We start from the raw sequence: 14,664 nt of genomic DNA, 5'->3' as shown, positions 1-14,664 counted from the left end.
GGCATGCAACAAGTTCAAGTTTGTATTGTTGGTGGTGGATGTGTTGGGTTAACGCTGGCGCTGGGGCTTGCGCAGCAAAATATCTCGGTATTAGTGCTAGACAGTGGTGAAAAGCCAACACCATTGGCACAAGAATACAGCGCACGCGTGAGCGCAATAAGCGCTGCAAGCCAGGCTCTATTTGAGCGCTTGGGCGTGTGGCCAGATATTAAAGCGCAGCGCGCCGCAGCATATACTCGTATGGATGTACGAGATAAAGACAGCTTTGGTAAAATCGCCTTTGATAATGTATCGCTAGACTTACCTGAGCTTGGTCATATCATTGAAAATGACGCCATTCGTTTTGCGCTGTTAACAGCACTTGAAGCACAGCAATCGGCCAAGCTGATGTGGAGCACAAAATACCAAAGCTTGCACCAAACAGACACCGATGTGCTGTTAACCTTAGCCACTGGTGAGCCGGTGATGGCAAAGCTTGTGGTGGCGGCTGATGGCGCACGTTCGGCTATTCGCCAGCAGTTTAATATGCCAATCACCTATTGGGATTATGACCACCATGCGCTGGTTGCAACGATAAAAACCGCAGCGCCACATGATGCAACGGCAAGACAAGTTTTCTTGCCTGACGGGCCTTTAGCATTTTTACCGCTTGATGACCCACATACTCATTCAATTGTATGGTCTACCGCACCGGATAAAGCAAAGCAGCTACAAGCCATGCCAATCGAGGCGTTTAATAAAGCGTTGAGTGCTGCAATTGATATGCAGTGCGGCGTGTGTGAATTGATTAGCGAAAGACATGTTTTTCCATTGACCATGCGCTATGCAAAACAATGGGTGCAAGGGCGCATCATTTTAATGGGCGACGCGGCACATACCATTCACCCGCTTGCAGGTCTTGGCATGAATTTAGGGCTAAAAGACGCTGCGTATCTGATCACGCTATTATCTGCACCGCAAGAGCAGTTTGCCAGCACACGGATACTGCGCCAATATGAGCGCAGCAGAAAAGCAGATGCCCAAAAGCATATTGCCATGATGCAAGGGCTTAAAGAACTTTTTGAAGGCAATCACCCGTTGAAAAAGCTAGTGCGCGGTGTGGGCCTGAGCTTGGTCGACAACCTCGGCCCAATCAAACATCTGTTCGCCAAAGAAGCGATAGGCGGCAAATAAAAAGATCGCCGCGTAAAGCTACTCCCACAGAAGTTTTATATTGCTGGTGGGAGCGATTTTACATCGCGATCATTGCAACAACCTCGCCGCGTAAAGCGGCTACCACAAAGGTTTTATGTTGTTGGTGGGTGCGGGTTCACCCGCGATCTTTTCAACAATCTCGCCGCGTAAAGCGGCTCCCACAAAGGTTTTATGTTGCTGGTGGGAGCGATTTTACATCGCGATCTTTTCAACAACCTCGCCGCGTAAAGCCTCTCCCACAGAGGTTTTATGTTGCTGGTAGGAGCGATTTTACATCGCGATCTTTTCCCAAATCAGTATCGCCGCATAAAGCGGCTCCCACAAAGCGGGGGGATTTGCTTCAGGTGGGAGCGGGTTCACCTCGCGATATTTTAACCTAACCTCAATGCAATAAACTCTGCGAGTTTATCAACCGCGTGGGCGGATTCTTGGGTGTTTTTGACTAGGCTGATACCGATTTGGCCGAGTTCGGGTAATATTTGAGTTTGGGTCTGATAAGGCAGCTCTGCTGGCACGGTGCTTTTGGCCAGCACGGTGATCCCGAGCCCCTCTTTTAAAGCGGCGGTAAGGCCGGTTAAGTCGGCGTTACTATATACGATACGGTATTGTAATCCAGCTTGCTGTAGCGCCTCGATAGCGCGGCGGCGATAAATACAGCCCTCTGGCGCGGTGACTAAAGTGACCACCGAATGCTGCGCAAGCGATAAATCGCCAACCCAAACTAATTGATCTTGCATAAACACCGGGTACTTAGACGAACTCAGCTCTTCATTAAGCGCTAGCACCAAATCAAACTGATCTTGCCTTACTACAGAAAGTAAGTGTTTACTTAATCTTGATTTAACTTCTAATGCAACGTCAGGATATAAAGAAACGAAATCACCAATAATAGAAGGTAAGATCCGTGCTGCAAATTCGCTGGGAATACCTAAACGTACTCGGCCCGTAACACTTTCAGAGGTAAATTGCTGAATAATTGCATCGTTTTGCTGCAGCATCTGTTTGGCTAGAGGCAAGAGTAGCTCACCATATTGATTCAACACTTGCCTTTGCCCCTGCTTTTTAAACAGCTTGCAACCTAGCATGTCTTCTAAACGTTTGATTTGCAAGCTAACAGCAGGCTGAGATAAGCCAAGCAACTCACCGGCCTTGGCAAATCCACCGACATCAACCACAGTGACTAGCGTTCTTAATCCATCAATTGATAAGTTTTTCATATAAGGAAATGCAATTTATAAAACCCAAGTACATTAATATTATTTATCAATTGATAAGTAAATACAATTTGTTGTTGAGTTTGCGCATCCTTATACTTTTGCTCATCGAAATTTCACTAAGGTAGTGCCATGAGCGTCACGCCAATTATCTTTGCAAAGCACCGTCAGGGCAGTGTTCCGGCGCAAAACCATTACATGCCAACTGATGCTGTTGTTGTACTCGATTTCAGCGGCTTTGAGACCACGCCTTTCTTAAGCCAAATTCTTGCACTTAACTTGAATAAGTTAATGGCACCAGGCTTGGGTTTTCAAGGCAAACTAGACAGTGGCGAAAATTTCGCCGTGTACTATTTTAGTGAAACAGCTTACCGTTTTGTTGTAAGTGAAAGCGCAGCCGCTGAGCTGGCAACACTGATTGATAGCCATGCCGACGAGTTTGATATTGAACTGGTACGCCGTCATGATTTAGTTGCTGCCACCATAAGCGGTGAGCTTGCGTTTGAGCGTTTAGTCAGTGACTTTACGTTAACGCCAGGCCTGAGGATTTCAGATAAAAATGCCTGCTATGGCAAGCAAAGCGGTGAAGTATTTATTACGACCTTGCTGGTGGACGAACAGCAACAGTATCAGTTGATTGCGCAAGCTGCTGTGTTAGAAAAATGGCAAACGACGCTCACTGACGCTGGTTTTAAACTCGTTTCATAAATTCCGTGCAGTTATCGTAAGCGCGATAACAATAACCCCCTCAGCGCCAACCGATGGTGGCTGAGTAAAAAAGTGAAGGATAAGTATGACTTCTAAAACAGTACTACACGCGAAGCACCTAGAAGCAGGCGCGAAAATGGTAGACTTCCACGGTTGGGAAATGCCAATCAATTATGGCTCACAAATTGAAGAGCACCACGCGGTGCGTCAAGACGCGGGCATGTTTGACGTTTCACACATGACGATTGTTGATATCGAAGGTGTAGACGCAAAGGCATTTTTACAAAAGCTAGTTGCAAACGATGTAGCTAAGCTTACTGTGGCTGGTAAGGCGCTATACACAGGCATGCTAAACGAGCAGGGCGGTGTAATTGACGACCTTATCATTTACTTCTTCACTGAAACACAATATCGCCTAGTAGTTAACTCTGCAACACGCGAAAAAGATCTCGCACATATCGGTGCGGTAGCGGCTGATTTTGAAGTGACAGTTACTGAGCGTCCTGAGTACGCGATGATTGCGGTACAAGGTCCAAACGCAAAAGCAAAAACAGCAACTATCCTAGACGAACAACAACAAGCGGCTGTTGAAGGCATGAAGCCATTCTTTGGTGTGCAAGCTGGCGACCTATTTATCGCAACGACTGGCTACACTGGTGAAGAGGGTTATGAGATCGTAGTGCACAACGATGGTGCGGCGGACTTATGGCAAAAATTATTAGACGCAGGTGTGCGTCCAGCTGGCCTAGGTGCACGTGATACGCTACGTTTAGAAGCGGGCATGAACCTTTACGGCTCAGACATGGACGAGACGGTGTCTCCACTTGCTGCGAACATGGCATGGACAATTGCATGGGAGCCAGAGGAGCGTGACTTTATCGGTCGTGCAGCTATCACTAAACAGCGTGCAGAGCAAAGCACCGATAAGCTGGTAGGTTTAGTCCTAGAAAGCAAAGGCGTATTACGTGGTGGTTCTAAAGTTATCGTAGAAGGTGGCGAAGGTGTTATCACTTCTGGTACATTCTCACCAACTTTAGGCTTCAGTGTAGCGCTTGCGCGTGTACCTCGTTCAATTGGCGAGACTGCACAAGTTGAAATGCGTAAGAAGCTAGTTGATGTTAAAGTAGTTAAGCCAAGCTTCGTTCGTAACGGCAAGTCAATTATCTAGTTTTTATAGATAATAAATAGAATAACATTGATGTCGCTCACGGGGTGACATCGCAACCGACCAAAGGAACAAAAAAATGAGCAACATTCCTAGCGAGTTAAAGTACGCTACTTCACACGAGTGGGTTCGCGCTGAAGGTGACGGCATATACACTGTTGGTATCACTGAGCACGCACAAGAGCTTCTAGGCGACATGGTATTCGTTGAATTACCAGATGTAGATGATGAAGTTGACGCGGGTGAAGACTGCGCGGTAGCTGAGTCTGTAAAAGCAGCGTCAGATATCTATGCACCAATCGGCGGCACTATCGTTGCAATCAACGAAGAGCTAGAAGATGCGCCTGAAACTGTAAACAACGATGCTTACGGTGACGGTTGGTTGTTCAAAATTAAAGCGTCTGATGAGTCTGAGCTAGATAACCTACTAGACGCTGAAGGCTACGCAAATTCAATCGACGAAGACTAATTTGTTGATAGTAATAAAAGCCCCTTTTTAGGGGCTTTTATTGTTGCTTTTTGGGCAAGGGCGCTTGCTCAAGGTATGACGAGATCATGCCAACGTTTTTAGAATACTGCCGTTACCAAGGTATCTCATTTAGATAAAAACAGTATTCACCTTTTTCATTTGGATCATAGGAACCTGGACTAATGTCAAACGCCAAATCTCTTGAACAGTTAGAGCAAAAGCAAGATTTTATCCGCCGCCATATTGGGCCAAGCCCGGCACAGGTGAGCGAGATGCTAAGCGCTCTTGGAGTATCTAGTGTTGAAGAGCTGATCGGTCAAACTGTACCTGCTTCAATTCGTTTAGAAGAGGGCTTACAGATCGGTGAAAGCCGCACAGAAGTGGAAACCCTAAGTTACCTGAAATCAGTAGCAAGCAAAAACAAGGTTTTCAAATCTTACATCGGTCAAGGCTACCACCCAACTCACGTACCTCACGTTATCCTACGTAACGTACTTGAGAATCCGGGTTGGTACACAGCTTACACCCCTTATCAGCCAGAGATTGCGCAAGGTCGCTTGGAATCACTACTTAACTTCCAAACGCTGACTATGGACATTACCGGCCTAGACTTAGCAAGTGCATCATTACTTGACGAATCCACCGCAGCGGCAGAAGCAATGGCGCTTGCGAAACGTGTATCTAAAGCGAAAAAAGCAAACATCTTCTTTATTGCCGACGACGTACACGTACAAACTATCGACGTAGTATCTACGCGTGCTGAGCAGTTTGGTTTTGAAGTAGTAGTAGGCCCTGCTAGCGACGCTGCTAACCACGAGATTTTTGGTGCGCTATTCCAGTATCCAACAACATCAGGTGAAGTGGTTGACGTTACTGACCTAATCGCACAAGTACAAGACAAAAAAGCGATTGCCTGTGTTGCCGCAGACATCATGAGCTTAATGCTACTTAAAGCACCAGGAAAACTAGGTGCAGACGTCGTGCTTGGTTCTGCACAGCGTTTTGGTGTACCTATGGGTTACGGCGGTCCACACGCGGCGTTCTTTGCTACGCGTGATGCTTACAAGCGTTCACTACCTGGCCGTATTATTGGTGTGTCTAAAGACCGTTTAGGTAACGACGCGCTACGTATGGCGATGCAAACTCGTGAACAGCACATCCGCCGTGAAAAAGCCAACTCAAACATTTGTACTGCACAGGTGCTACTTGCGAACATGGCTGCGTTTTACGCGGTTTACCATGGTCCTCAAGGTCTTAAGATCATCGCTGAGCGCATTAATCGCCTTGCAAGCATTCTTGCCACGGGTCTTAAAGCAAAAGGCGTAGCACTTAAGCACGATACGTGGTTTGACACTATTACCGTTAAAGCGGACGACGCTGACAAGCAAGCGGTTGTGGCGCGTGCAGTAGCAAAAGGCGTGAACTTTGCCCTTAACCACAACGGCGAATACTCAATTGCAGTAAACGAAACCACAACGCGTGCAGACGTAGCAGAGCTATTTGATATCATTTTAGGCGACGACCACGGCCTAAATGTAGAGGCGCTAGACGCACAAGTATCAGGCGAGAACATCACAGGTATTCCTGCAAGCCTAGTACGCGACGACGAAATTTTAACGCACGCAAACTTCAACAGCTATCACAGCGAAACCGAGATGCTGCGTTATATCAAGCGTCTTGAAAACAAAGATTTAGCACTAAACCACTCAATGATCTCATTGGGCTCGTGTACCATGAAGCTAAACGCAACCGCAGAAATGATCCCAGTGACTTGGCCTGAGTTTGCAGAGCTACACCCGTTCTGCCCAATCGACCAAGCACAAGGTTACAAGATCATGATGACTGAGCTGCACGACTGGCTTGTGAACATCACAGGTTACGACGCAGTATCACTACAGCCTAACTCAGGTGCACAAGGTGAATACGCAGGTCTTATCGCGATCCGTAAGTACCATGAGTCTCGCGGTGAAGGTCACCGTAATATCTGTTTGATCCCAAGTTCAGCGCACGGTACAAACCCAGCGTCTGCACAAATGGCAAGCATGAAAGTGGTTGTGGTTGACTGTGATAAAAACGGTAACATCGATATGGAAGACCTACGCGCGAAAGCCGCAGACGTAGCTGAAAACCTATCGTGCATCATGGTCACTTACCCGTCTACACACGGTGTGTACGAAGAATCTATCCGTGAAGTATGCGACATCGTGCACCAGCACGGCGGCCAAGTATACATGGACGGCGCAAACATGAACGCGCAGGTTGGGGTAACTAGCCCAGGTTCAATCGGTTCTGACGTATCACACTTAAACCTACACAAAACATTCTGTATTCCACACGGTGGCGGTGGTCCAGGTGTTGGTCCTATCGGTGTTAAATCGCACCTAGCGCCATTTATGCCTAACCACAGCGTGATCAACGTAGAAGGTACAAACGTAGGTAACGGCGCGGTTTCTGCGGCACCTTACGGCTCTGCTGCTATTCTACCTATCTCGTGGGCATACATCGCGATGATGGGCAGCGAAGGCCTTAAGCAAGCCACTGAAATGGCAATCGTAAACGCTAACTACCTAACGGCTAAGTTGAGCGAGCACTTCCCAATTCTATACCGTGGCCGTAACGACCGCGTTGCTCACGAATGTATTGTTGACCTTCGCCCACTGAAAGAAGCCACAGGTATTACCGAAATGGACGTTGCTAAGCGTCTACAAGACTACGGCTTCCACTCACCAACGATGTCGTTCCCAGTAGCGGGCACACTTATGGTTGAGCCAACGGAATCGGAGTCTAAGGTAGAAATCGACCGCTTTATCGAAGCCATGGTTTCTATCAAAGGTGAAATCGACAAGATTGCATCAGGCGAATGGTCTATCGAAGACAACCCATTAGTATTTGCACCACACACGCAAGCAGACGTATTAAGCAACGACTGGAACCGTGCATACGATCGTTTCTACGCTGCATTCCCAGTACCAAGCGTAGCAAAAGACAAATTCTGGCCAACAGTTACCCGTATCGACGACGTATACGGCGACCGTAACCTAATTTGTTCTTGCCCAGCGGTTGATACTTACCGCGATGCGTAAGGGTTTGTTGATCACGGCAGATCTGAATGGAAACTAGCCCAATGTACTTGGAAACCGTAAATGTACATGGAAACTAGTTAGATCACATTGTTGAATATGTAAAAGGTGAGCAAATTAGCTCACCTTTTTTATGTAAAATAATAATAGAACATGTAAGATTATTTACATAATAATCAAGTAAAAGTGTAAGCAGTGAATATTCTATACTCGTGGTTGGGTAAAACTGATATCAGCAACATGAAAAAGGATGTTAGTGGTCCTATTTCTGTTATAGCTCTCAAAATGGCACAGCCGTTTGATAAAATTGTAATCATTGCCAATTCTTGGGATGAGAGTTGGGCCGATTATGAAAACTGGCTCAAGAAGAAATTAGCAATAGCACATCGTCCATATGAAGACGTGTCTATTAATAGAGTAAGAATTGCTAGCCCAATAGACTATAAATCAATTTCTGATGTATCACAAAAGTGGATAAATAAACTTTCAGCAGAAAGTGAAAGTTTATTTATAAATTTATCATCTGGTACTCCTGCTATGTCGGCTGTAAGCGTTATCCTAGGGAAAGGAAAAAACAACACTAACTTTTGTCAATCAAAAGAAGGTGGTGAAATTTTTATAGACGACATTCCTTTTAACTTTGTTGCTGAATATGACGCTTCCGTTGCAAGGTCAATTTCATCAAGAGCATCTACTTTACCTGTCCAAAGCAAAGCATTTAAAGATATCACTTCGATATCTAGCCAAATGAAATCGGTTATTGAAAAGGCTGAAAAATTAGCTGAATTGGACTTGCCCGTATTGGTTCTTGGTGAGACAGGCACTGGTAAAGAAGTTATATCCAATGCGATTCATAAAGCTAGCAATCGAGCTTCTCAACCAATAAAAACGATTAACTGTGGCGCTCTACCTGAAAATTTAGTCGATTCTATACTTTTTGGGCATGTTAAAGGTGCGTTTACTGGCGCTGTAAAAGACCACTCAGGTTTATTTGAACAGGCAGATGGTGGCACTTTATTTTTAGATGAAGTCGGTGAGCTGACACCAGATGCTCAAGTAAAGTTGTTAAGGGCACTGCAACAAGGTGAAGTAACACGTGTCGGTGATGACAAATCGATAAACGTTGATGTTAGGGTTATAGCAGCAACTCATCGCGATCTATCTGAAATGGTTGTCAATGGAGAGTTTAGGGAAGATTTATTTTATCGCTTAGCAGTAGGGGTTTTAGAAATTCCTGCTTTAAGAAATAGAATGGAAGACATCGAACCACTTACAGAAGCCCTTGTAAATGAAATCAATTCAACAGCAAGTAAATATAAGAATTACAAAGCTAAAAGTATTTCAACTAAAGCGATGCAGTTTATTCGATCACAACCATGGCGAGGTAACGTAAGAGAACTTTGGAGTACATTAAACCGAGCACTTCTTCTGTCAAATAACGTTGAAATTACAGAGCAGGATATTATTGCCTCTTTAATTCAAAGAACAAATAAAGATAACAATTTAGATGTGCATCTTTCGCTAGGTGATGTTGTTGATCTTAACAAAATCAAAGAGGACATTGAGAGAGCGTATGTAACTGCTGCGTTAAAGGCCACAGGAAATGCAAAAGTCAAAACTGCAAAAATGTTAGGGCTTGGTGTTCATCAAAACTTAGATACATTATTAAACAAGTTAAAGATAGAAATACCCAAAAAGAGGCAAGGTAAAAAGGCTTAATAAAATCTTTTTAAATCCTATCAAATCATACCAAATCGGTTTAAACCATGTTTACAGTTAACAGGTTACGTGCGATATTAGGATTAGCAATAATCTAATTTAAATATGGCTTAAATAATGACCGAAAGATGGCTTTCAGTTGAGGAAATAGCAACTCACTTGGGTGTTAGCAAAGACACTGTTTACGCTTGGCGTGAAAAAAAAGGATTGCCAGCACACCGAATTGGACGATTTTGGAAATTCAAAGCAAATGAAGTAGACGAGTGGGTAAGAAGTGGAAGTGCCTCAGAGTCTTCTGAAGGAGATAGTAGATGAGCGATAAGCTATCTCTAACACTGCGTCCTGCAATGATCCACGAAAACTTAATTATTGCCGAAGAGTACAATAAGTTTAAAGATTGGACTCAAGTTCGTGATGAAGTGATTAGCAGCAACCTGCTTCAGTCACGAACCGACAGCACCTTAAAAACAATTTATGGTGAAGTTTCAAAGAGGTTAAAGAACCTTACTGACGAAGAATTGGCGTTGATGATTGAGTCTGATGCTGATGTTAAGCATTTAGTGTGGCTCGCCATTTGCCGACAATACCTATTTACTTATCAGTTCGCGGTTGAAGTATTGTCTGAATACTACGACAGAAGCCGTTATCAGCTTTATTCCGAAGACTATGATGCTTTTCTTAATGCGAAGGCAGAATGGCACAGTAACCTTGACAATATAACGCAAAAATCTCGTTATAAATCACAACAAATCATGTTCAAAATGCTGGTTGAGTGTGGATTGATCACAAAAGAAAAAGAAATATTAAATCAGCAGCTATCTCCAAAGTTGAGAGAGTTGATCTCAAAAAAAAATATCGATGATTTAAGACTATTTCCGGGAGAGTACGTTTAATATGGCAGGGAAGTTTAATAGTGTGCTAACCAAATTAAATTTTAACGAGGCATACACTCACTTAACTGATGTTCTCTCTAGTCAGGCATTCACAAATATGGAAGGTCTGAATGGTGATATTCCTTTTCACATTTGTCCTTTTGAACCGTCATTACAAAGCCAAGTTAATTTGCTAGTGAAGCAAGTTAGAAACTACCTAACTGATGCTCAGGTAAAGACATTGGAAGTCAATTTATACGACATTGTTGTAGAAATATTAAAAGAAGAAGGCGATTGGGAATGGTTACTTGAAAATGAGTCGACCATGACCAAACAAGAATTAAAAGAAGAGATTCAGGGGATCATTGATACCAAAACGGTATTAATTCCTGCAATTGTTAAAAAAATGTCCGAAGTTGATTTTGACATATTAATTATTACGGGTGTTGGTGAAGTCTACCCATATATCAGATCAAGCAATCTGTTAGAGAACTTACAAATAAAAGCCAAAGACAAGCCAACTCTCATGTTTTACCCCGGTCAATACAAACACTCAGTAGAAAAAGGCACGTCGCTAATATTATTTGGCACATTAGAAGACGATAAATACTACAGAGCATTTAACATTTTAGATCGCGCTATATAAGGATTTAGCTGCATTATGAAATTATCTGAATTATTCGCAAAGAAAGTCGATAGGCCAATTGAAGGTGTTATCAAAGCCGATGACGATGTTGCGCTATATCTGGAATTAGATGAGTACGTTATTACGGATGAAGTTGCAAAACGACTCGACATTTTTCTAGACGCTTACCTTAATTACAATGGCGCTAATGGTGTTTGGGTTTCGGGCTTTTTCGGTTCAGGTAAATCTCACCTTTTAAAAATGCTAGCTTTATTACTGGAAAACAATCCAATTGAAGGCATTACTCCGCTAGAAATATTTTTAGAAAAGCGCCCCTTGAATGAAGGGGGAATTTTTGCGAGTGACCTTAAACGTGCTGTTGCTATCCCTTCAGAAAGTATCCTTTTTAACATTGACCAGAAAGCGGATGTTATTAGTAAGACCGAGTTGGACGCGTTAATTGCTGTATTCGTGAAAGTTTTTGACGAACATTGCGGCTTCTATGGAAAACAAGCCTACATCGCCCAATTCGAAAGAGAACTAAAAGATGATGGCTTATTAGAAGACTTTAAAGCGATCTTTAAATCTACTAGTGGTATGGAGTGGGAAAAAGGCCGAGCTAGAGCTAAACGAATGGCTGATGCGGTAGATAAAGCATATAACCAAGTGTCAGGCCAGTCAGTAACGGGAATTTTAGATAAATACCGCGATGATTACAGACTCTCAATTGAAGACTTTGCTGAGCAGGTTCAAAGTTATATAGAAAAACAAGAAGAAGGCTTCAGATTAAACTTTTTTGTGGATGAAGTAGGTCAATATATTGCTGGCAATACCAAGTTAATGACCAATCTACAAACGGTAGCAGAAAGCTTAGCGACTAAATGTAAAGGTCAAGCGTGGGTCATTGTTACTGCACAAGAAGACATGTCAAAAGTCATCGGTGAAGTCGAACAGAATAGTGAGAACGATTTCACAAAGATCCAAGCTAGATTCAAAAACCGCATGAAGCTTACTAGCCAAGATGTCGCCGAAGTTATTCAGCGCAGATTACTTGAAAAGAAAGATGAATTTATTCCAGCGCTTTCTGATCTTTACCATGAGCAGGAAAATAATTTCAAAACGTTATTCGATTTTGCTGATGGTTCCCAATCATATAGAAACTTTCGTGATAGGGAGCATTTTTTACAAAGCTATCCTTTTATCCCATATCAATTTGGCTTATTTCAATCTGCGATTCAAAATCTATCAACGCACAGTGCTTTTGAGGGTAAACATAGCTCAGTCGGTGAGCGTTCTATGCTTGGTGTATTCCAAGAGGTAGCGATTGCGATTAAAGATCATAGCCTTGGGGAATTAGCTACATTTGACCTGATGTTTGAGGGGATCAGAACAGCTTTAAAAACGGCGAACCAGCAATCAATATTAAGAGCTGAAAACAATTTAGACAGTGATTTCGCAGTCAGACTATTAAAAGCGCTGTTTCTGGTTAAGTACGTTAAAGAGTTTAAACCAACCATTAGAAACTTATGTGTCTTAATGCATGATAGCTTCTCACGTGACATACCTTCGTTAAAACTTAAAGTAGAAGAAGCTCTAAACCTACTTGAGAAGGAAACTTACATTCAGCGTAACGGTGATTTGTTTGAGTATTTAACAGACGAAGAACAAGACATCGAAAAAGAAATAAAGAATACGGAAATCGATTCAGATGTTGTTGCCGCTGAGTTAGAAAAACTAATTTACGATGGTGTGTTAAAAACACGAAAAATTCGCTGGGAAGAGAATAAACAAGATTACCCTTTCAGTCGCAAACTAGATGACAAGTTATCTGGTCGTGAAAGTGAGTTGGCTATCAACGTGATCACGTCTTTCCACGATCATAGAGATGCATTTGAGAAGCATAAGTCAGATACCTTATTCAATGATGAGTTAAGAATTGTACTTCCAGAAAGCGCAAGACTTGTTAGTGATCTGGTTTTGTATAAACAGACTGAAAAATACGTAGCCCATGAAACTAAAGCGACACAGCAAGATACAACTAAACGCATTTTAACTGAAAAAGGCATTCAAAATGTTGAGCGTTATAACCAACTTAAAGCATTAACATCAAAATTAGTTGGTTCAGCAAAGTATTATGTTGCGGGTAAAGAAGTTGAATTGTCTGGAGAAGACGGCCAGAACAAAATGTTGAAAGCATTTGGGGAGTTAATAAAACACACATACCCAAATTTAAAAATGTTGCGAGATATACAATTTAATGAAAACGATATCGCTGACATTATTAAAAAAGCAGATCAGGGACTATTTGGTGACGACACTCAACTACCTGAAGCTCAGCAAGAAATGTTTTCGTTTATACAAAGTAATAGTCGAGGCGGTGTAAGAACAACGGTTAAGTCATTAATCGACAAGTTTGAACGCAAAACTTATGGTTGGTCATATGCTGCGATCCTATGCAATCTTGCTCACTTGTGTGCTAGAGGTAAAGTTGAAGTTCGTGAATCAACTAATTTATTAGATGATGGTGAGCTTGTTCGCGCTCTAAGAAATATGGCTTTGCATGCCAATCTTATACTCGATCCGCAAGTGGAGTTCACGCCATCGCAAATCAGAGCGGTTAGAGACTTCTCTCAAGATTACTTTGATAAACCACTCCTTGCTACCGAGGCGAAAGCGATAGCCAAAGAAGTGCAAGAGTCGTTTTTAGAGCAAGCTATAACGCTCGATAAAATGCAAGCGCAAGCAGCACAGTACCCATTTTTAAGAGCACTTACAGAAATCATAGAAAAATTAGGTGAGCTAAAGTCAAAGCCTTATACATGGTTTATGACCGAGTTGGCTCAACAAGAAGATACTTGGTTCGACTATAAAGATAAAACCATCGAACCTATGACTAAATTTATGAATGGCCCTCAGAAAGCAACTTATGATAACGCAAGAAAGTTAATCACAGAGCAGTCAGCCAATAGTGAATATGTAGAAGGCGATGAACTTCAAAAGATTAAAGATGCATTAGTCAACGCTAGCATATACAAAGGAAGCGCTATTCAGCAATTGAAAGCTGATTCTGAACTACTTGCAAGTAAGATCACTGAAAAGGTTGAAGAAGAAAGAAACCAAGCGTTAGAACAAATTGATTCGAAGAAGTCACAATTGCAAGGCTTTAATGAATTTATAAACTTGGATAGTGGTCAACAGCAGCAATTATTAGCTGAGTTTGAACGTATTATAGATAAGGTAAAACAGCAGTCTTTAATCGCCATGATCCGTGACGATGCTCGTCGCTTCGAGGAACATACTTATTCTCAGTTAGTGCAAAAAATGATGGCGTGGTCTCAGCCTATACCACCAACAAGCGAGCCTTCTAAACCAAACTGCAATAATGATGGAGCAGGAAGTGAACTCAATGGCGGATCTTCTGATGTTGTAACGGGTGTTAATGAGCCTGCGAAACCTGAGATCCAGAGCGTATCTGCAAAGCAGATACGAGTCGAATATAACAAACCTTGGTTGTCTACAGAAGATGATGTTGATGGGTATGTTGCAGAATATAAAAAAGCATTGTTGGCAGCAATAAAGTCAGGAAAGCACATACAGATATAAGAAATAAGTGCTAAT

Annotated in this window: 11 protein-coding genes; 10 read left to right on the top strand and 1 reads right to left on the bottom strand. The window is 42.7% G+C overall.

What is annotated here, in order from left to right:
- The first annotated feature begins 3 nt into the window (after positions 1-3).
- On the top strand, positions 4-1,173 hold the full coding sequence (locus A587_RS0112715; protein WP_017217917.1) for an FAD-dependent monooxygenase: 1,170 nt from the start codon (positions 4-6) through the stop codon (positions 1,171-1,173).
- Positions 1,174-1,565: 392 nt separating this feature from the next.
- Here A587_RS0112715 and A587_RS0112710 read toward each other — a convergent pair whose 3' ends face one another.
- Positions 1,566-2,411 (bottom strand): LysR family transcriptional regulator, encoded by an 846-nt coding sequence (locus tag A587_RS0112710; protein ID WP_010370532.1) that lies wholly within the window; start codon positions 2,409-2,411, stop codon positions 1,566-1,568.
- Positions 2,412-2,540: 129 nt separating this feature from the next.
- On the opposite strand from A587_RS0112710, the gene A587_RS0112705 reads away from it, so the two are divergent.
- The 9 genes from A587_RS0112705 (at position 2,541) to brxC (ending at position 14,649) form a co-directional block, all read left to right on the top strand.
- Positions 2,541-3,116, top strand: coding sequence for a hypothetical protein (locus A587_RS0112705; RefSeq protein WP_017217916.1), 576 nt, complete (start codon positions 2,541-2,543; stop codon positions 3,114-3,116).
- Positions 3,117-3,201: 85 nt separating this feature from the next.
- Positions 3,202-4,284, top strand: a complete 1,083-nt coding sequence (gene gcvT / locus A587_RS0112700; RefSeq protein ID WP_010370538.1) for a glycine cleavage system aminomethyltransferase GcvT — start codon at positions 3,202-3,204, stop codon at positions 4,282-4,284.
- A 76-nt stretch (positions 4,285-4,360) separates the two neighbouring features.
- Positions 4,361-4,750, top strand: coding sequence for a glycine cleavage system protein GcvH (gcvH, locus tag A587_RS0112695; protein WP_010370541.1), 390 nt, complete (start codon positions 4,361-4,363; stop codon positions 4,748-4,750).
- Positions 4,751-4,932: 182 nt separating this feature from the next.
- Complete coding sequence (gene gcvP / locus A587_RS0112690) at positions 4,933-7,833, top strand: aminomethyl-transferring glycine dehydrogenase (RefSeq protein WP_017217915.1); 2,901 nt, start codon at positions 4,933-4,935, stop codon at positions 7,831-7,833.
- 192 nt (positions 7,834-8,025) lie between these two features.
- A complete protein-coding gene (locus A587_RS0112685) occupies positions 8,026-9,549 on the top strand; it encodes a sigma-54 interaction domain-containing protein (protein ID WP_017217914.1) in 1,524 nt (507 codons plus the stop codon).
- A 117-nt stretch (positions 9,550-9,666) separates the two neighbouring features.
- On the top strand, positions 9,667-9,864 hold the full coding sequence (locus tag A587_RS0112680) for a helix-turn-helix domain-containing protein (RefSeq protein WP_010607323.1): 198 nt from the start codon (positions 9,667-9,669) through the stop codon (positions 9,862-9,864).
- Entirely contained in the window at positions 9,861-10,442 is a 582-nt protein-coding gene (locus A587_RS0112675) for a DUF1819 family protein (RefSeq protein ID WP_017217913.1), read from the top strand. The genes A587_RS0112680 and A587_RS0112675 overlap by 4 nt, the downstream gene beginning before the upstream one ends.
- A gap of 1 nt (position 10,443) precedes the next feature.
- Positions 10,444-11,067 (top strand): DUF1788 domain-containing protein, encoded by a 624-nt coding sequence (locus A587_RS0112670; protein ID WP_010607321.1) that lies wholly within the window; start codon positions 10,444-10,446, stop codon positions 11,065-11,067.
- Positions 11,068-11,082: 15 nt separating this feature from the next.
- A complete protein-coding gene (brxC, locus tag A587_RS0112665; protein ID WP_010607320.1) occupies positions 11,083-14,649 on the top strand; it encodes a BREX system P-loop protein BrxC in 3,567 nt (1,188 codons plus the stop codon).
- Positions 14,650-14,664 lie beyond the last annotated feature (15 nt).

Origin of the sequence: Pseudoalteromonas sp. NJ631 (genome assembly GCF_000276645.1) — a bacterium.
Lineage (GTDB): Bacteria > Pseudomonadota > Gammaproteobacteria > Enterobacterales > Alteromonadaceae > Pseudoalteromonas > Pseudoalteromonas piscicida.
This window is presented reverse-complemented; position numbering and strand designations above follow the sequence as displayed.